Below are 16,448 nucleotides of genomic sequence, written 5' to 3' on the forward strand. Positions count from 1 at the left end.
GCGCCAAAGGACAAACAATGATGTTTCGCGCCCAAAAGTCCCTGCTGCCCAAAGCTGCCGCCGCAGCGGCCGCACTCTCACTGGTCCTCACCGGCTGCGGCAGTTCGCCGGAAGCCGCCTCGGACGGCCCGGTGACCCTGCGGTTCAGCTGGTGGGGCTCTGACGTGCGGCACAAGATGACCGAGAAGCTGATTGAAGGCTTCGAGGCGGAGAACCCCAACATCAATATTGAGGGTGAGTACGGCGACTGGTCCGGCTACTGGGACAAACTCGCCACGCAGGTGGCCTCGCAGGATGCCCCGGACATCATCCAGATGGACGCGGCTTATCTGGGTGAGTATTCCGAGCGCGGCGCCCTGCTCGAGCTGAAGGATGTTGACCTGTCAAAGTTCGACCAGCCCGTGGCGGACTCCGGGAAAGTGGACGGCAAGCAGTACGCCGTGACCAGCGGCGTGAACGCCATGGTGGTGATGGCCAACCCGGCCTTGGTGTCGGCCAGCGGCGTGGCCCTTCCCGATGACAAGACCTGGACCTGGGACGACCTGGACAGCACGGCCGCGGCTATCACCAAAGCCAGTGGCGAGAAGGTGTACGGCAGTGGCCAGGTCAATTCCGACGCCGCGGCCAACCTGTGGTTCCGGCAGCACGGCAAGTCATTGTTTACCAGCGACGGCAAGCTGGGGTTCGAGGAATCGGACCTGGCCGAGTGGTACGAGTACCAGGCGAAGATGCGCGACTCCAAGGCAGTGCCGCCGGCCTCAGTCATCACTGAAGACGCGACCGCCTCGATCGACCAGCAGGGCCTGTCCACGGGAAAGTTCGCCATGAACATGTACTGGTCCAACCAGCTGGGCGCCCTGAGCAAGGCCTCCGGCCAGGACCTGGAGATCCGCCGCCCGCCGAGCGTGGAGGGCAAGGCCTCCGAAGCCCAGCAGTTCTACAAGTCCTCCATGTTCTGGTCCGCCAGCTCCCGGACCAAGCACCCCGTGGAGGCGCAGAAGTTCATTGACTTCGTGACCAACAACGCCACGGCCGGCGAGATCGGACTGGCCGACCGCGGCATCCCCGCCAACTCCGACATCCGTGCGGCTGTGGTCTCCAAGCTGACCCCGGCCGATGCCAAGACCGCCAGGTTCATTGACGAGATCTCCAGCGAACTGGGCGACGCCGCTCCGGTTCCGCCGGCGGGCGGCAGCGCAGCCGTTGAAGCCCTCACCCGCTACTCCCTGGAAGTCCACTTCGACAGGCTCTCCCCGCAGGAGGCTGCGAAGAAGGCCTTGGAAGAGGCCAGGAGCGCCATTCTCTGACCCACGGGCGTGACCCCGCGAGATGGCATTTCACGGCAATCTTCCCCGCAAACATTGCCGCGGAATGCCATCTCGCGTCTCCTGGGCCTACAGGCGGCTACGCCTGCGGCGTGAATATCCACGTGCCGGGGTGGATGCGGAAGTCAAGCTTGGCCGCGCTGTCAGCCGCGGCGCCGTCGGGATTCGTCCGTGCGGTCGCGGCATCCTCAGCGAAGGGCACGACGGCGGCCTCCGTCGTCGTTCCTTCACGCCCGGAGGCAACCGAGTACTTGCCGGCGGGCAGCCGGACAACAGCCGTGGTGCCCGGAGGGACCGTGCACTCAAGCCGCACCTGGCTGCCCTCCCGGACCCAGCTGGCTTCCACGCAGCCGTTGCTGACCGGCACCGTGCCGCGGGCATGGTTAAGCCGGCACAGCGGAGGCTCGATCAGCAGCTCCGAGCCTCCGGGGGAGCTGAACCGGACCCCGAGCAGGTGGTCCAGGATCTCCTTGACCACGGATGCGGACCAGGCGTGGGACTGGCTGTAGTCCGTTCCCTCCACCAGGTCCCAGGCCTCCCAGGTGAAGGTGGCGCCGCGTTCCAGCAGGCGGGCCCAGCCGGGCTGGTCCTTGTTTGTCAGGAGGTCCAGCACGGCGTCCGTCAGTCCCTGGGAAAGCAGCGCCCGCACCAGCCGGTGGACGGTCAGCGGCCCCTGCTTCATCCCCAAGGAGGCGATCCGCAGTGCATCAGCGGCGGCGAACTCCGGAGCGGTGATGCCAAGGGAGAGCGGGAAGGACGTGGCGTGCTGGGAGGCGTGGGAGCTGGGGGTGCCGTCCGCATGCAGGCCGTCCACCATCACCCCGTCCACGCGCAGGCGGGTGCGGATTGCCTCGGCCAGCCGACGGGCTGAAGAGGCATACCGGATGGCTGCATCGGGCTCGCCGGCAAGGCCGCAGAGCCCGGCCGTGGACACCAGCGCCGAATAGGCCTGGGCGTTGACGGTGGTCTTCGCGGCGCACTCCATGTCGTAGCCGAACCGGCCAGGTTCCGGCCAGTCCACGATGCCGTGCAGGTAGGGGCCGGAACCGCCGCCCAGCCGGGTGACCAGTCCCGCCGTCGGCCCTTCTGCCGGAACGTACCGCAGCGCGTAGTCCGCGGTGTTGCGAAGGTGCGGCAGCAGTTCCCGGACCAGGCCAAGATCGCCGGTGCGCAGGTGGTACTCCTCGGCCCATTCAGGAACCATGAGGGAGAAGTCCGGGATGTCGCGCTTGCCGTCGCCATTGGGGTACACGGCGTTGTAGCGGCCGCGGTCCTGCCCCTCGGACCAGTAGCGGACGGCGGACCAGGCGAACTCCCGCAGCGCCTGGGCCGTATAGGCATGCTCGCCGAAAAGGGCCATCGTTGCGTAGGAGATGTTCACCGCATCCGCCAGGAACTGGCCCTTCTCCCGGGTGGGTGTGTCCACGAACTGCTCTTGGACGCCGTAGAGGGCTGAATCGCGCAGCAACGTGAAGACGGCATTCAGCGCCTCGTCCGAGGAAGTGAAACTTCCTTCAGCCGGATGGCGGCCATGGACCAGCACGGCCCCAACCCTGGAAACCTCGGCGGCCTCCACGCCGGGAAGCTCGAGGTAGCGGAAGCCCAGGTGCACCGTGGCACTGTACTGCTGGGGGCCGGCCGCCTGGGTGTAGGGGAAGGACATGTCCGTGTTCTGGCTTGCGGTCTTTCCGGCATCCACCCGGCCGTCCGGCCGGAGGGAGTACCCCGCCCGCATCATCACGGTGCGGCCGGGAACCCCGTCCCTGAAGTCCACCTCCGGACGCCCGGGAAGGACCTGGCCGAAGTCAGCCACCATGGTGCCGTCGCCGGCCGTCAGGAAGGCCTTGGGAGCAACAAACCCGCCGGCCAGGAAGGTCCGGCGCGGGTGCAGCGAGGGGAACTCCGGTGCCGGGTGGCGGCCGCAGCTGATGGCGGGCGGCAGGTCCCCGGATGAAGAAGAGGCAGCAGAGGAGGAGGCAGGGGAGGAGGCAGGGGAGGAGGCCGGCGCGGCGGCCAAAGCACCGGCGGCCTGCCCGTCCAGGTGTTCCACGGGATCGCCCTCGTCATTGCGGTAGCCGGACTGCCGGTACGGCGCCTCGCCGGCTGACCACTCCGGCCCGGAACAGAAGGAGTCACGGCGGCCGTCCGTGTACTGGACGCTGATGCGGACCAGGAGGCCGGGAAGCCCGGCGGCGCGGCCCTGGCCCGGGCCGTACCAGTGCAGCAGGGCCGTCAGGGGAACGGCTGTGCCTGGAGGCTGGGCGGCGAGCAGGCCAGTGACGTCTGCGGCGTCGTAATAGCCCTCGCCCGGGTAGCCGAAGGAGGTTGTTGCCAGGCAGGAGGTGCCGGCCAGGGAGATCTGCGCGTGGTGGTTCGCCGCCACGAACAGCCGCGCCCGGCGCACCGTGCCGGTGAGCTGCAGGGTGGTCCGGAACAGCGTCCACTCATCCGGCTGGCGGTGCGCCGTGGTGCCGGCCCAGTGCGCCAGGCAGGCCCGTGCCTGGTCCGCGCCGGCGTCGAAGCGGTGGTCCAGCAGGACGGCGTCGGCACTGTCCTGGCTGGCACTGTCCTGGCAGGCGCTGCTTATGTGCAGCGACGCGTACTCCGCCTGGCTCCTGGGCCCCTGGTGCAGGGCAAGCTTCCCGGCAGCTCCGGAAGCTGCGGGCTCCTGCACCGCCAGCAGCTGCACGCCATCCAGGGACACAGTGATGGTGTGGCCGTCGTCGGTGACCAGCAGGTCCTGCCAGGAACCGGGCACCAGGTCCTTGCCGGGCAACCGGGCCTGGCGGACGTCCAGGCTACGCTTTGCCCGGGCCTTGGCCAGCACGGTGGTTTCCGGGACGGCCGCGGCGGGAATCTCCCACACCGGAGCGCGGCGGAGGACCACCTCCCCGGCCGTGTTGAGCTCCAGCAGCAGGCCGGTGCCGGGACCGCTGCTGCGAAGGATGAGCCCGGCCCACCCCATCACCGGCCGGACGCGGGCTTCGAGGCGGAAGGTGCGGGCAGGCGGGCAGGGAACCGGCAGGAAGGGCGAGCCTGCCACGCGGAGGGCGCCGCCAAGGATTTCCAGGGGTGCGCGGCCGCCGGGCGCGCGCCGGATCCAGTCGGCCTGCCAGGAAGCGTCCGAAAGCCCGGTGCTGAACCTCTTCGGAGTAGACCATTGCCCGGGGATCCCTGCGGCGTCGCGGACCCGCACCCGCCACGCGTAGTCCGTGTCGTCGTCGAGCGCGGGCCCGCCATACGGGACGCCGCGCTGCACGGGGGAGGGGACCGGCCCGGAGCTCCAGAACTTGAGCCCCCGCGAGTCCTCCACCGTGACCTCGTAGCCGGTCTGCAGGGCCCGCGCCGGCTCAGCGCCGTCCGGCTGGGCCAGCTGCCAGCTGAAAGTTGGCCGCGCCGGTGCCGTAAGGCACTCGGCGAGGCCCTCCGTCAGCAGGTTGACCGCGTGCAGCTGGCCCTGCGCTTCGGGGATTGTAGTGGCGCGTGCCGCGGTCCCTGTGGCCTGCTGATGCATCAGGAAGCCGGCACGCTGAAGGTGCAGGGGGCTGATGTTGCCCACGGCAGGCCCAGCTCGCTGAACGTTGCGTGCTCCCGCCCCGCGCGCTCCAGCGCTGCTTCTATGTCAATCACGACGGCGTGGGCTGCTTCCCCGGATCCCTCCCACCGGATGTGGGCATCGCCGATGAGCGCGGGCAGTGGGGCGGTCCGGACCGCTTCCAGCACCAGCATGAAAGCACCGCTGTCCAGGAGGGGACTGATCAGCGGGGATCCGGAGCTGCGGTGGGCCAGCAGGTTGTCGGTGAGGTCCTCGCGGCCGTACGTCTGCTCAGTGGTGCCGGACGCCGTGGTGACGGTGAGGCGGTCCTCGGTGTAGTGGAACACGGCTGTTCCCGCCGAGCCCTGCAGCGTGATGTAGGGCTCCACGGATTCGGACGCGCAGATGGTCAGGGCGCAGGTGATGGGCAGGCCCGAGGCGGTGCGGATGCGGATCACGGAGGTGTCGTCCGACTCGATATCGTTGGCGCGGTACAGCTCGGTCTCCACGGACGCCACATCGGCGGTGGTCCGGGCCCCGGCGATCCTCAGCGCCGTTGCCACGGCGTGCGCCAGGGGGTTGGTGGCCACGCCGTCAACCACGTCCACGCCGTTGATCCTGCGCTTCCCGGCCCACCGCGAGCGTTTGTAGTAGGCCCGGTCCCGGACCCAGCGGCCGGTTGCCGAAATGCCCTGAAGCGTACCGAGGGTGCCGTCCGCCACCAGGTTTTCGATGGCCTGCAGGGCGTGCGAGCCCAGGCTCTGGAAACCGATCTGCACACTCCTGCCGGACGCTGCGGCGGCATCGCAGAGCCGGTCGAAATCGGCCAGGGACGCCACCGGGGGCTTCTCCAGGTACAGGTCCGCGCCGGTGCCCAAAGCGGCCAGCGCCAGCGGGGCGTGCGTCTGGATGGGCGTCGCCACAATCACCAGGTCAAGGCCCTGTGTTGCGGACAGCAGTTCGTCCAGTCCCGGGAAGACCTTTGCGGACTCCGGGACTGAGCCCGGTGCCGGCGGCTGGGGGTCGGCCACCGCAACGAGTTCGACGGCGCCTGCCGCCTGGAGGCGGTCAAGGTTGCGGAGGTGGTGGGTGCCGAAGCCATGCACACCGACCAGGGCAACACGGGCAGCCGGGGCTGACGTGCCGACGGCGGTACCGGCGACAGCTTTTCCTGCTGCTGATCCGGCAGGGGCATCCGGGCTGTGGGTGCCGGTTGGCGTTGCCATGGTTCTCCGTTTCCGCCCCCGCTGGGCACAGTTGCATAGGGCGCGTGCGAACTCCAGCAAGCGCTTTCCAAGTCTCAGTCTGGGCCATGAAGCTCCCCAGAGTCCAGTTATGTAACGATTCAAAATTTGCCTTGACCTTGCTGGCGGTGTGCGTCTAGATTTTCGAGAAACCGATTACCGGCGTGATGCGGGACACTACCGCCTTCGCCTCTGCAACGATGGAGAAATGAAGGGAGCTGCGCCATGCTATCTGGAACCTTCAGTGCCCGGGCCTACTCGTTCTTTGACACCCTCCTCTGGATTGCCTGCCTGAACCTGCTCTGGATCGTCTTTGCGCTGCTGGGCCTGGGAGTCCTCGGCGCAGGTCCAGCAACGGCGGCCGCCCAGATCGCCGTGCGGAAGCGTGCCCGGGGTGACGCGGCGCCGTTATTCCGCAGCTTCGCCTCGGACTACTTCCGGAACTTCGTCCGGGCCAACGCGCTCGCGTTGCCGGTAATGGGAGTGGCAGTGGCGCTGTCCATGAACTGGAACTACTTCTCCGCATCAGGGGACCTGTTCTCGCAGCTGGTGGCGGCGGGCATTTTTGTGGCGGCCATCCTCCTGGCCGGCGCAGCCTGCTACCTCTTCCCGATGTATGCGCGGTATGAACTGCCCCCCGCGCAGTACCTGCTGATGTCTTCGCGCTTTGCCTTCCGCCACCTCGCCGGAACGGTCATCCTCCTGTTCATCTCCGCTGCGGCGCTCTATGCCAGCACCACGGTCCCGGGCCTGGTTCCGTTCTTCAGTATCGGCGCCTGGCTGTTTGCCACCGGCTGGCTGTGTGACCGGTTCTTCACCGCAAACGATGAATCGGTGGCAGGAACCTCGGTGGCAGGGCCGGACAACCCTGGAGCGAAGGGCTCCCTGCCGGCGGCCTCCGTGGCCTGACGCCTGGAAGGGCTCGGCCCGCCCAAGTCCGGAAGGCGCCGTCGGCCTTCCCTGCGCGTGCATCCCCTGCCTTTTGCCTCCCTAGCTTGAAACGTATCAACAAAATCCTTATCAACCGTTTTGCCCAACAGAACCCCGAAGAAGTGGAAAAGGAAAACCATGATCCGCAGAAAACTCTCCCTGGCCGCCGCCGTTGTCACGGCAACGGCCATGTCCCTCACAGCCTGCAGTGGAGGGGAGGCCCCGGCAGCGGACCTCAGCACCGTGTCCATCATGGCGCCGTTCCTCGAGGCCCAGCCGCCCAGTGCCGACGGCGCCGTCCAGAAGAAGCTGGAGGAGCTCACCGGCAAGGACATCAACATCACGTGGACCCCCAACGCGTCCTACGAGGACAAGACCAACATCACCCTTGCCTCCTCCGAGATCCCGCACATCATGGTGATCCAGGGCAAGACCCCGGGGTTCGTCAAGAACGCCGAAGCCGGGGCATTCTGGGACCTCACGGACAAACTCGATGACTACCCGAACCTGAAGACCACCTTCCCGGACATTCAGCAGAACGCCAGCATCAACGGCAAGGTGTACGGCGTGTTCCGTGGCCGCGCCCCGATGCGCGCCGCCGTGATGTTCCGCCAGGACTGGCTGGACAACCTGGGCCTCGAGGCGCCCAAGACCACCGAGGACCTGTACCAGGTGGCCAAGGCCTTCACCGAACAGGACCCGGACGGCAACGGCCAGGACGACACCTGGGGCATCACCATCCCCAAGTGGGGCGCGCTGGGCACCAACAGCCCCTACGACATCATCGAGGAATGGTACGGCACCGGGAACCGCTGGACCGAGAAGGACGGGAAGCTGATCCCCAGCTTCGAAACGGAGGAGTTCCTCGAGGCCAACCGGTTCGTCAAGAAGATGGTGGACGAAAAGCTCATCAACCCCGACTTCGCCACCTTTGACGGCACCAAGTGGAACGAACCGTTCTTCAACGGCAAGGGCGGCATCATCGTGGACGTCGACTCCCGCGTCAGCGTCCTGGTCAACCTGTTCAAGCAGGCGGACCCCAACAACTATGAGAACAAGGTGGGCTTCGTGGGCAACCTCGAAGGCCCCGACGGCGAACTGCACGCCCACCCCACCGACGGCTACTCCGGCTTCCTCGCAGTGCCCAAATCGAGCGTCCGCACCGAAGCTGAGCTGGACAAGGTGCTCGAAGTCCTCAACACCATGAACGGCAAGGAGGTGGCCATCCTGCTGAACAACGGCATCGAGGGCGTCAACTTCACCGTTGAGGACGGCAAGGCTGCCAGCATCAAGCCCGAAACCGAAGAATCCAAGGCTGTCAGCACGGACATCAAGAGCTACGCGCAGCTCGGCATGAACGTTGGGGGCAACACCTTCTACCCCGTCAAGCAGCCCACGGAGTACGAGCAGCAGGTCTTCGACAAGCGCACGGAAGTGATGGCCTCGGACCTCAAGAGTGCCGTCTACAACCCGGCAGCCCCGTACGTGTCCGCCACCTACGTCGCCAAGGGTGCGCAGCTGGACAACATCGTGGCCGATGCCCGGATCAAGTACCTTGCCGGCCAGATCGATGAGCAGGGGCTGAAGGACGCCATCAAGCTGTGGAACACCAGCGGCGGCGACAAGGTGAAGGAAGAGATCAACCAGCTCTGGCAGGACAACAAGTAACAGTCCCGCCCGCACCGGCGGGCTCCGCACGTTCGCTGCGGAGCCCGCCGCCGCAGGACCCACTCACCACTTCCAGAAAGGAGGCCCTGAATGTCACAGCTGACAGACGCACTGGCCTCGAATATCGGCCACGGCCAAGGCCCCGGGACGGACGCGGGCAAGAGCACCAGGCCGCGCAAGCCGCCAAAGGTCCCGCGGGGTAAATTCTCCGTCCATTTCGCGCACTACAAGTGGCTCTACCTGCTGCTGGTGCCGGGAGTGGTGTACTTCGCGGTGTTCCGCTACGCCCCGATGTATGGCGTGTCCATCGCGTTCAAGGACTACGTCCCGTTCCTGGGCGTGAACGGCAGCCCGTGGGTGGGAACCCAGCACTTTCAGGACTTCTTCTCCAACCCGGACTTCCCGCGGCTGCTCGGCAACACCCTGATCCTGGCGTTCCTGAACCTGGGCATCGCCTTTCCGCTGACCATCGTCCTGGCGCTGCTGCTGAACGAAGTCCGGCTTTCCATCCTCAAGCGCACCGTCCAGACGCTTGTCTACATTCCGCACTTCCTGTCCTGGACCATCGTGGCGTCGCTGAGCTTCCTGCTGTTCGCCCTCGACTTTGGCCCGCTGTTCCTGTTCCTGAACAACGTGATGGGCACCAACATCGACTTCCTGTCCGATCCGAACTGGTTCCGGCCACTGATCGTGCTGCAGGAGATCTGGAAGAACACCGGCTGGGGCACCATCATTTTCCTCGCAGCACTGGCCACCGTGGACCAGGACCAGTACGAGGCCGCCATCATTGACGGCGCCGGCCGGTTCCGGAGGGTCTGGCACATCACCCTGCCCGGCATCCGCTCCACCATCATCGTGATGCTGATCCTGGCCATCGGGCAGATGCTCAACACCGGCTTCGAACAGATCTACCTGATGACCAACGCCCTGAACCGGTCCGTGGCTGACGTATTCGACACCTACGTCTACTTCGTGGGCATCACCCAGGGCGCCTACAGCTACTCCACCGCCGTGGGGCTCTTCAAATCCCTGGTGGGCATCGTGCTGATCTTCGGCACCAACGCCCTGGCCAAGCGCTTCAACCAGAGCGGACTGTTCTAATGAAGATTCACAACACCACCGGCGGGCGGATCTTCGACGCCGCCAACTACGTTTTCCTGTCCCTGATCGGCATCATCACGCTGCTGCCGTTCATCTACGTGATCGCCGGATCCTTCGCAAACGAGGCCGAAATCACCCGGCGCGCGTTCTTCGTCTGGCCCGAACAGTTCACCCTGGGCTCCTACGAATACATCTTCTCCACCCCCGCATTCACCAGGGCGCTGGTGACCACCATCCTGGTCACGGCGGTGGGAACCCTGGTCCAGCTCGCGTTCACCGTGACCATGGCCTACCCGCTGGCCAAGAAGACCCTCCGCGGACGGCAGGTCATCCTGTCCCTGGTGGTCTTCGCCATGGTCTTCTCCGGCGGCATGATCCCCACCTTCCTGCTGGTCAAGGACCTGGGCCTGCTCAATTCCTACTGGGCCCTGATCCTGCCGGCGGCCATCAACCCGTTCAGCCTGATCATCATCAAGAACTTTTTCCAGGAACTCCCGCAGGAGCTGGAGGAATCGGCCAAGATGGACGGCGCCACCGAGATCGGCATCCTGTGGCGGATCCTGCTGCCCCTGTCCAAACCGGTCCTGGCCACGTTCGCCCTGTTCTACGCCGTGGGCATCTGGAACGACTTCATGTCGCCCCTGCTCTACCTCTCCGACAACTCCAAGTGGACCCTGCAGATGTACCTGCGCCAGGTCACGGCGTCCTCGGACCTGCTCGGCACCGGCAACGTGGACCCGAACTACATCCCGCCCGAACAGGGGATCAAGTTCGCGGTGATCGTGGTGGCAACCCTGCCCATCCTCATCTTCTACCCGTTCCTGCAGAAGCACTTCGCCAAGGGCATGCTCATCGGTTCCGTCAAGGGCTGAGCCTGCACCACGAGAGAAAGCACAGCATGAAAATCCTGCTCGCCGGAGATTCCACGGTGGCCAACTGCCCCACGCACGAGTACCCCATGAGCGGCTGGGGACCGCACCTTGCCCCTCTTTCCTACACCTGGGCGGCCGTGCACAACTTCGCCAAGGGCGGGGCCAGCACGGAGTCCTTCCGGGACGAGGGGCTGTGGGCCAGCCTGCTGGCGGAAGCCGGGGAGGGTGACCTGGTCCTGATCCAGTTCGGCCATAACGACCAGAAGAGGCAACACCTTGCTGCCCGGACCGGTTACGCCGCCAACCTGCGCACCATGGCGGAGGAGGTGCGGAACCTGGGGGCGCTGCCTGTACTGTGCACCCCGGTGGAACGCAGGCACTTCCTGGACCGGCCGTCGTCGGGCGCTGCTGCCGGGCACAAAGACCTGGAGCAGAGCCTGGAGGACTATCCGGAGGTGGTGCGGGAGATCGGCCTGGAGCTGGGCCTGCCGGTGATTGACCTGAACGCGTGGACGCGCGGGCTGTACCTGCAGCTGGGCCGGGAGGAATCGGCGTCGCTCTTCTGCCACTTCGGGCCGGGCTCGCACGCGCACTGGCCTGACGGCCTGGCGGACAATACCCACTTCTCCCAGCAGGGGGCCGCACTGGTTGCGGGGCACGTTGCCGCCCGGCTCCAGGAGCTGGGGCTGGTGCCCGGCGGCCTGGTAGGCACGGCGGCGGGACGAGGCTAAGTGGGGACGTCCGGCCTGGAGACGAAGGTGCTGTACAGCAATGCCCTCACGTCCCCGGCGGACGTGGAGGACTGGGTGGCGGAAGGGCCGCTGAGCCAGGGGACCCATCAGGGGGCCTTGGAGCTGTCCGGTTCCATGGACGATGCGGAATTCGGGGACCACGCGCACTGGACGTTCTGGTGCCCGGTGCAGTTCCCGGACGGCATCAGGATCAGCTGGGAGTTCCTGCCGCTGGAGGAACCCGGCTTGGCCATGCTCTTCTTCTCCGCCCGGGGACACGGCGGGCTGGACCTGTTTTCCAGTGGCCTGGCACCGCGGACGGGGTACTACCCGCAGTACCATTCCGGGGACATCGATGCCCTGCACGTGTCCTACTTCCGGCACAAGTACGAGTCCGAGCGGGCCTTCCGGACCTGCAACCTGCGCAAGAGCGCCGGGTTTGAACTGGTGGCGCAGGGAGCCGATCCGCTGCCCCCGGCTGGGGACGCTGTGGACTTCTACCGGATGGAGGTTGTAAAGGACGGGCCGCGGGTGGCTTTCGCCATCAACGGGCTGCCGCTTTTTGAGTGGCACGATCCGACCCCCACTGCCGCTACCGCGGCAGTGCTGGGCGGCGGCTACCTGGGCTTCCGGCAGATGGCCCCGCTCCGGGCGGCGTACCGAAACCTGGTGGTGGAGGAGCTTTAGTCCGGTTAGGGGGCGGGATCCGCCTTGTGCTTCGTCGGCCGGTAGCCGGCAAGTTCGGCGCGGACGTCGCCTTCCTCGTGCTGGCCCTTCTCCTTGCCGAACGGCAGCGCCTTCAGCAGCGGATGCAGGACAGCCATCACGGCGAGGCCCCAGGCCAGTCCCAAAACGGCTGAGCAAAGGGTGTTCACGAGCCAGGCCAGGAGGCCGCCGATACCCGCGATTCCGGCGACCGGTGCCTCAAGGGCGTGGACCAGGTCATACGGCAGGTGCCAGCCGAGGTCGTGGGCTCCCTGCAGCATGATGTGGCCGCCAACCCACAGCATGGCGACCGTGCCGATCAGCGTGATGGCGGCCAGCACAGCGGGCATGCCCTTGACCAGCAGTTCGCCGAAGCGCTGGGAGGCAGCAGATTCCTTGGCTGCCAGGTGCAGGCCGATGTCATCCATCTTGACGATCAGTGCAACCGCCCCGTATACGAGCACCGTGATGGCGAAGGCCACGACCACTAGGATGACGGCCCGGGCCCAGATGGATTCCGCGGCCACCTCGTTCATGGAGATGACCATGATCTCGCAGGACAGGATGAAGTCTGTGGTGATGGCGCCCTTGACCACCTTGGCTTCCGCCTCCGGACCCCGCTCGACCGCCGGCGCTTTTTCGTCCGAGTGGTCCCGGCGGAGCTTGTGCCAGACCTTCTCGGCGCCTTCGAAGCACAGGTACGTGCCGCCCAGCATGAGGATGAACGGGATGGCCCACGGTAGGAAGGCGCTGATGAGCAGCAGTGCCGGCAGGATGATCAGCAGCTTGTTCCGGAGCGAGCCCCAGAAGATCCGCTTGATCATCGGCAGTTCGCGGGACGGGTCCGCTCCGGACACGTACTGCGGGGTGACTGCGGCGTCGTCGATGACCACGCCGGCGGCCTTGGCCCCGGCCTTGGCGGCTCCGGCTGCGACGTCGTCCACCGAGGCGGCCGCGATCCGGGCCAGGGCTGCGACGTCGTCCAGCAGGGCGACGAGGCCGCCGCTCACAGACCGCTCCTATAGTGCTCGCGTGCGGACGGCTGGGCGTGGCTGCCTGGGTGCAGGCGCGTGATCGGCATGCTGCAAATTATACGGTGGCGGGCAGCCCTACCCGCCCTGCCCGGCCGTGTACGGCGAGTATTCCTTCGGGTCCCGGCCGCAATTGCCGCAGGTCAGGCCGCGGTGACCGGGAGCACCAGCAGGTAGCCGGCCGGCAGTTCGCTGCTCCAGCGCCGCGGTTCGCGGACCACGAACTGGGTGGCCAGCTGCTCGGGGGCCAGCAGGCTGTTGGGCTGGGGCGACGGGCCCCATTTTTCGCTGCCGTGCGGGTAGAGCGGGTCCTGCACGCGGACGCCGGTGACAGTGAACTCCGGGAACTGGGCGGGATCGCCCACCGACTCAAACCCGCTCATCACCCATGCGTGGCGGCCGCTCCACATGACCAGCCCCACCGGGCGGCCCGTGTCGGCGATGGCGCGGGCCGCCGTCTGGAGGGCAGACCCGTAATCGGCGATGCTGACAACTTTGTACGGCCCCATGCCCGCTTCGGTCAGCACCTGCGCCCAGCCCAGGGGGTTGGCGCCGTTGAAGGAGTTGGAGGACCGGGCCCGTGCCATCTCCCACAGTTCGCCCTGCTGGGTGGAGTCCGCCCAGGTGCCGCCGCCGGTGTCGTCAATCAGGTTGTGTGCCATCTGGATGCTCGCCGCGACGCACCAGTCGAAGGTGTACTGCGGCACGAAGTCCCCCTCCTGGTAGAGGTTGAGCGCGTAAGGCTGGGGGACCGGAGGTGGTGCGGGGGCCGGCGGCTGTGTGGGTGTGGCTGTGGCGGCGGGAGCCGGAGCGGCGGCTTCCTGGGGCGCGAGGGCAAGGCCGGTTGCGGAGGGCGGTGCAGGCGACGCCGGGGCGGCGGAAGCTGGAACCGGCTGCCCGGTGGGAGGATTGTCGATGCCGACGGCGGGCGTGCAGGCTCCGAGGCAGGTCGCCAGGGCGACGAGCCAGGCAAGAAGACGGGGGCGGGCGCCGGTCATGATGGGATCAGTCTAGCGCGGTGCCATGCCGGCGGGCCGGTGCCGGCCGGCAATCTCAGAACGCGTAGCGGATGCGGCAATACGGCGCGATCCTGTCGATCAGCGCGGTGAGTTGCTTCACGTAGCGTGCCTTGGTTCCCGAGCGGTAGCGGACGTTGGTGAAGCCGTTGGAGGAGACCTTGGACTCCTGGAGGTCCGGGCGCCACAGCACGTCCTCGGCTTGCGGATGCCAGCCGAGGTTGACCTCGTGCAGCCGCTCGTTATGTGTCAGGAAGATGACTTCCGCCGCGAGCTGGGCTTTTGCGGCCGGGCTGAGGGTTCGGTCCAGCTGGCGCAGCAGCTCCTCCCAGTCGCTGAGCCACGTATCAGTGATGATGACGGGGGAGAAGTTCACATGCACCTCGTACCCGGCATCAACGAAATCATTGATGGCAGCAATGCGGTCAGCCACGGGGGAGGTCCTGACGTCAACGGACTTCGCCAGCGCCGCGGGCATGAGCGAGAACCGGATCCGGGTGTGCCCGCCGTGGTCCCAGCCGAGCATCGCCGGGTTGACGTACTTGGTGGCAAAGGACAGCTTGGCGGTGGGCAGGTCGCGGAAGAGCGTTACCAGATCCTCCACATTGTCGCTGATCAGGGCATCGACCGAGCAGTCGCTGTTCTCGCCGATGTCGTACACCCAGAGCTCGGGATCGCACTGGTTGGGCTCCAGTTTTATGCCCTGGCGGGTCACGTGCCGTTCAAGGGCCCTGGAAATCTGGTCGATGTTCGCGAACACGGTCACTGGGTTGCTGTAGCCCTTGTGCCGCGGAACGTAGCAGTAGGCACACGCCATGGCGCAGCCGTTAGCTGTTGAGGGGGCAATGAAGTCCGCTGACCGGCCGTTTGGTTTAACGGACAGTGCCGTTTTGACGCCCAGGACAAGCGCCTCCGTCTTGATCCGGGACCAGCGCGGCACGTTGGTTTCCTCACCGTGAAGCTCCGGGATGTTCCAGTGGCTGTCAACCAGCACGATGCCGGCGTCCGGCCAGCGCTGGACGATGTCCTTGCCCCGGGGCAATTCCAGTGCAGCGGGTTGGGCATAGATGCGCCGGATCTGCAGCAGCCGGTTGAATTCCATGGCTCCATCCTCGCAGGATGTCCTAGCCCGCCACTATGCGTTCCAGCATGCGCACTCCGGACTGCTCGAAGGGGGCATCACCGATTTTATGGGCCCACACCACTGTCCCCAGGGCCTGGTTCAGGTTCTCCAGCTGCCACACCCCGGCGTCGGAGCTCCCGGGCTGTTTGCCTAACCCGCTGTAGAAAGCCTCCGCCAGGGCGGGCCGCCCAAGGAACTGCTGATGGGTGAGACGGACCAGGTCATGGACCCAGGGCCGGGCGTCCGCCCGGCCGAAGTCGATGACTTTGATCCTGTTCCCGTCTACCAGCCAGTTCCTGGGCTGGTAGTCACCGTGGGTGGTCACCAGCTCCACAGGGCCCGGCTTCAGTGCGGCCAGCTCCTGCTCTGCACGGGCGCACACCCCGGCGGCCACGAGCCCTTCGGCCGACCGGATGAGCAGCTGCGTCTGGTAGGCGAGCTTCTTCGCGTAATCTGCAGAGGTCCCGGCAGGGCGGTGCAGCTTGGCCAGGAGCGCTCCGGCCTGGCGGTACGTCCCGGGCTGGTACTCGGCTGCGGTTCCCTCCACGGACGTGCCGGGCAGGAACTCTGTGACCAGGATTCCGGCCTTCACCGAAGCCTGCCTGAGCACAGGGGCCGAACCGTGGAGGCCGGGCAAGCCCGGTGCCAGGGCGGCGATCTCCCGCCGGATGTGATGGCTGGTGGTGCTCGCCTTGACGATGAAGCTCCCGCCGTCGGGCGTGGAAACATGGAGCACGGAGGTGTCCTGCAAGGGCCAGGAATAGTCCTTGACCACCATGAAGGGGCCAAGCCAGGATCTCAGCAGCCGGTTCTGCTCAGCTGTAACTGAAGCGGGCATCCATCAGGCTATTCTTTCCAGTGCCAGCTCCTCAACAGCAACCGCCAAAGCGTCCGCGTCGAACCAGTCAACAGGCAGAACCTCGTGGACAAAGGCATCAAATTCGAAGGGATGGCAGCGCCCGCCGTGGTTCCAGTACAGGATCCAAAGGTCCATCAGGCCACGGTCCTTCCGCTGCAGCAGGTCCCTGGCAGCGCACCGCACGTCATCCATAACCAATCCTTGCTTCTGCTACCGGCCGCCCACAAGGGCGGGTGCCATCTTTGCCGCAAGGACCACGCCTGCAAAGGAATCCGGGGCTGGAGCCGCCGCAGCTACGGCATGATAGG

General features: G+C 66.5%; 14 protein-coding genes. 7 read left to right on the forward strand and 7 right to left on the reverse strand.

Going from position 1 to position 16,448, the window contains the following annotated elements:
* The first annotated feature begins 17 nt into the window (after positions 1 to 17).
* Positions 18 to 1,307, forward strand: coding sequence for an ABC transporter substrate-binding protein (locus ACIQF4_RS09350; protein WP_400514939.1), 1,290 nt, complete (start codon positions 18 to 20; stop codon positions 1,305 to 1,307).
* A gap of 97 nt (positions 1,308 to 1,404) precedes the next feature.
* Here ACIQF4_RS09350 and ACIQF4_RS09355 read toward each other — a convergent pair whose 3' ends face one another.
* Positions 1,405 to 4,839 carry a family 78 glycoside hydrolase catalytic domain gene (locus ACIQF4_RS09355; RefSeq protein WP_400515177.1) on the reverse strand — a complete coding sequence of 1,145 codons (3,435 nt, stop codon included), beginning with the start codon at positions 4,837 to 4,839 and terminating at the stop codon, positions 1,405 to 1,407.
* Positions 4,839 to 6,086 (reverse strand): Gfo/Idh/MocA family protein, encoded by a 1,248-nt coding sequence (locus tag ACIQF4_RS09360; RefSeq protein ID WP_400514938.1) that lies wholly within the window; start codon positions 6,084 to 6,086, stop codon positions 4,839 to 4,841. The genes ACIQF4_RS09355 and ACIQF4_RS09360 overlap by 1 nt, the downstream gene beginning before the upstream one ends.
* Positions 6,087 to 6,329: 243 nt before the next feature.
* Between ACIQF4_RS09360 and ACIQF4_RS09365 the strand changes: the two genes are divergently transcribed.
* The 6 genes from ACIQF4_RS09365 (at position 6,330) to ACIQF4_RS09390 (ending at position 12,093) form a co-directional block, all read left to right on the forward strand.
* The gene (locus tag ACIQF4_RS09365) at positions 6,330 to 7,013 is read left to right on the forward strand and encodes a YesL family protein (RefSeq protein ID WP_400514936.1); all 684 of its coding nucleotides are present in this window, start codon (positions 6,330 to 6,332) and stop codon (positions 7,011 to 7,013) included.
* Positions 7,014 to 7,172: 159 nt separating this feature from the next.
* Complete coding sequence (locus ACIQF4_RS09370) at positions 7,173 to 8,702, forward strand: extracellular solute-binding protein (RefSeq protein ID WP_400514934.1); 1,530 nt, start codon at positions 7,173 to 7,175, stop codon at positions 8,700 to 8,702.
* Positions 8,703 to 8,792: 90 nt separating this feature from the next.
* A complete protein-coding gene (locus ACIQF4_RS09375; RefSeq protein ID WP_400514932.1) occupies positions 8,793 to 9,803 on the forward strand; it encodes an ABC transporter permease in 1,011 nt (336 codons plus the stop codon).
* Entirely contained in the window at positions 9,803 to 10,675 is an 873-nt protein-coding gene (locus ACIQF4_RS09380; RefSeq protein ID WP_066278800.1) for a carbohydrate ABC transporter permease, read from the forward strand. Before ACIQF4_RS09375 ends, ACIQF4_RS09380 begins: the two co-directional genes overlap by 1 nt.
* 26 nt (positions 10,676 to 10,701) lie before the next feature.
* Complete coding sequence (locus ACIQF4_RS09385) at positions 10,702 to 11,406, forward strand: rhamnogalacturonan acetylesterase (RefSeq protein ID WP_400514930.1); 705 nt, start codon at positions 10,702 to 10,704, stop codon at positions 11,404 to 11,406.
* Positions 11,407 to 11,433: 27 nt separating this feature from the next.
* Positions 11,434 to 12,093: a DUF1961 family protein gene (locus tag ACIQF4_RS09390; RefSeq protein ID WP_400514928.1), complete on the forward strand. Its 660-nt coding sequence runs from the start codon at positions 11,434 to 11,436 to the stop codon at positions 12,091 to 12,093.
* A gap of 5 nt (positions 12,094 to 12,098) precedes the next feature.
* Here ACIQF4_RS09390 and ACIQF4_RS09395 read toward each other — a convergent pair whose 3' ends face one another.
* From ACIQF4_RS09395 to ACIQF4_RS09415, 5 genes are all read right to left on the reverse strand, one after another.
* Positions 12,099 to 13,121, reverse strand: a complete 1,023-nt coding sequence (locus ACIQF4_RS09395) for a DUF808 domain-containing protein (protein ID WP_400514925.1) — start codon at positions 13,119 to 13,121, stop codon at positions 12,099 to 12,101.
* Between the two features lie 164 nt (positions 13,122 to 13,285).
* Positions 13,286 to 14,140, reverse strand: a complete 855-nt coding sequence (locus ACIQF4_RS09400; protein WP_400514924.1) for a hypothetical protein — start codon at positions 14,138 to 14,140, stop codon at positions 13,286 to 13,288.
* A 55-nt stretch (positions 14,141 to 14,195) separates the two neighbouring features.
* Positions 14,196 to 15,260: a spore photoproduct lyase family protein gene (locus ACIQF4_RS09405; RefSeq protein WP_400514922.1), complete on the reverse strand. Its 1,065-nt coding sequence runs from the start codon at positions 15,258 to 15,260 to the stop codon at positions 14,196 to 14,198.
* 22 nt (positions 15,261 to 15,282) lie between these two features.
* A complete protein-coding gene (locus tag ACIQF4_RS09410; RefSeq protein WP_350002881.1) occupies positions 15,283 to 16,119 on the reverse strand; it encodes an aminoglycoside phosphotransferase family protein in 837 nt (278 codons plus the stop codon).
* A 3-nt stretch (positions 16,120 to 16,122) separates the two neighbouring features.
* The gene (locus tag ACIQF4_RS09415; protein WP_400514919.1) at positions 16,123 to 16,332 is read right to left on the reverse strand and encodes a hypothetical protein; all 210 of its coding nucleotides are present in this window, start codon (positions 16,330 to 16,332) and stop codon (positions 16,123 to 16,125) included.
* Positions 16,333 to 16,448: the final 116 nt, after the last annotated feature.

Origin of the sequence: Pseudarthrobacter sp. NPDC092202 (assembly GCF_044755505.1) — a bacterium.
Taxonomy (GTDB): Bacteria; Actinomycetota; Actinomycetes; order Actinomycetales; family Micrococcaceae; genus Arthrobacter.

Coding starts and splice junctions, on each gene's coding strand:
- ACIQF4_RS09365 (WP_400514936.1), top strand. CDS start 6,330: ATGCTATCTGGAACCTTCAGTGCCCGGGCCTACTCGTTCTTTGACACC.
- ACIQF4_RS09410 (WP_350002881.1), bottom strand. CDS start 16,119: ATGCCCGCTTCAGTTACAGCTGAGCAGAACCGGCTGCTGAGATCCTGG.
- ACIQF4_RS09350 (WP_400514939.1), top strand. CDS start 18: ATGATGTTTCGCGCCCAAAAGTCCCTGCTGCCCAAAGCTGCCGCCGCA.
- ACIQF4_RS09380 (WP_066278800.1), top strand. CDS start 9,803: ATGAAGATTCACAACACCACCGGCGGGCGGATCTTCGACGCCGCCAAC.
- ACIQF4_RS09385 (WP_400514930.1), top strand. CDS start 10,702: ATGAAAATCCTGCTCGCCGGAGATTCCACGGTGGCCAACTGCCCCACG.
- ACIQF4_RS09400 (WP_400514924.1), bottom strand. CDS start 14,140: ATGACCGGCGCCCGCCCCCGTCTTCTTGCCTGGCTCGTCGCCCTGGCG.
- ACIQF4_RS09415 (WP_400514919.1), bottom strand. CDS start 16,332: ATGGATGACGTGCGGTGCGCTGCCAGGGACCTGCTGCAGCGGAAGGAC.
- ACIQF4_RS09375 (WP_400514932.1), top strand. CDS start 8,793: ATGTCACAGCTGACAGACGCACTGGCCTCGAATATCGGCCACGGCCAA.
- ACIQF4_RS09370 (WP_400514934.1), top strand. CDS start 7,173: ATGATCCGCAGAAAACTCTCCCTGGCCGCCGCCGTTGTCACGGCAACG.
- ACIQF4_RS09355 (WP_400515177.1), bottom strand. CDS start 4,839: ATGCATCAGCAGGCCACAGGGACCGCGGCACGCGCCACTACAATCCCC.
- ACIQF4_RS09405 (WP_400514922.1), bottom strand. CDS start 15,260: ATGGAATTCAACCGGCTGCTGCAGATCCGGCGCATCTATGCCCAACCC.
- ACIQF4_RS09360 (WP_400514938.1), bottom strand. CDS start 6,086: ATGGCAACGCCAACCGGCACCCACAGCCCGGATGCCCCTGCCGGATCA.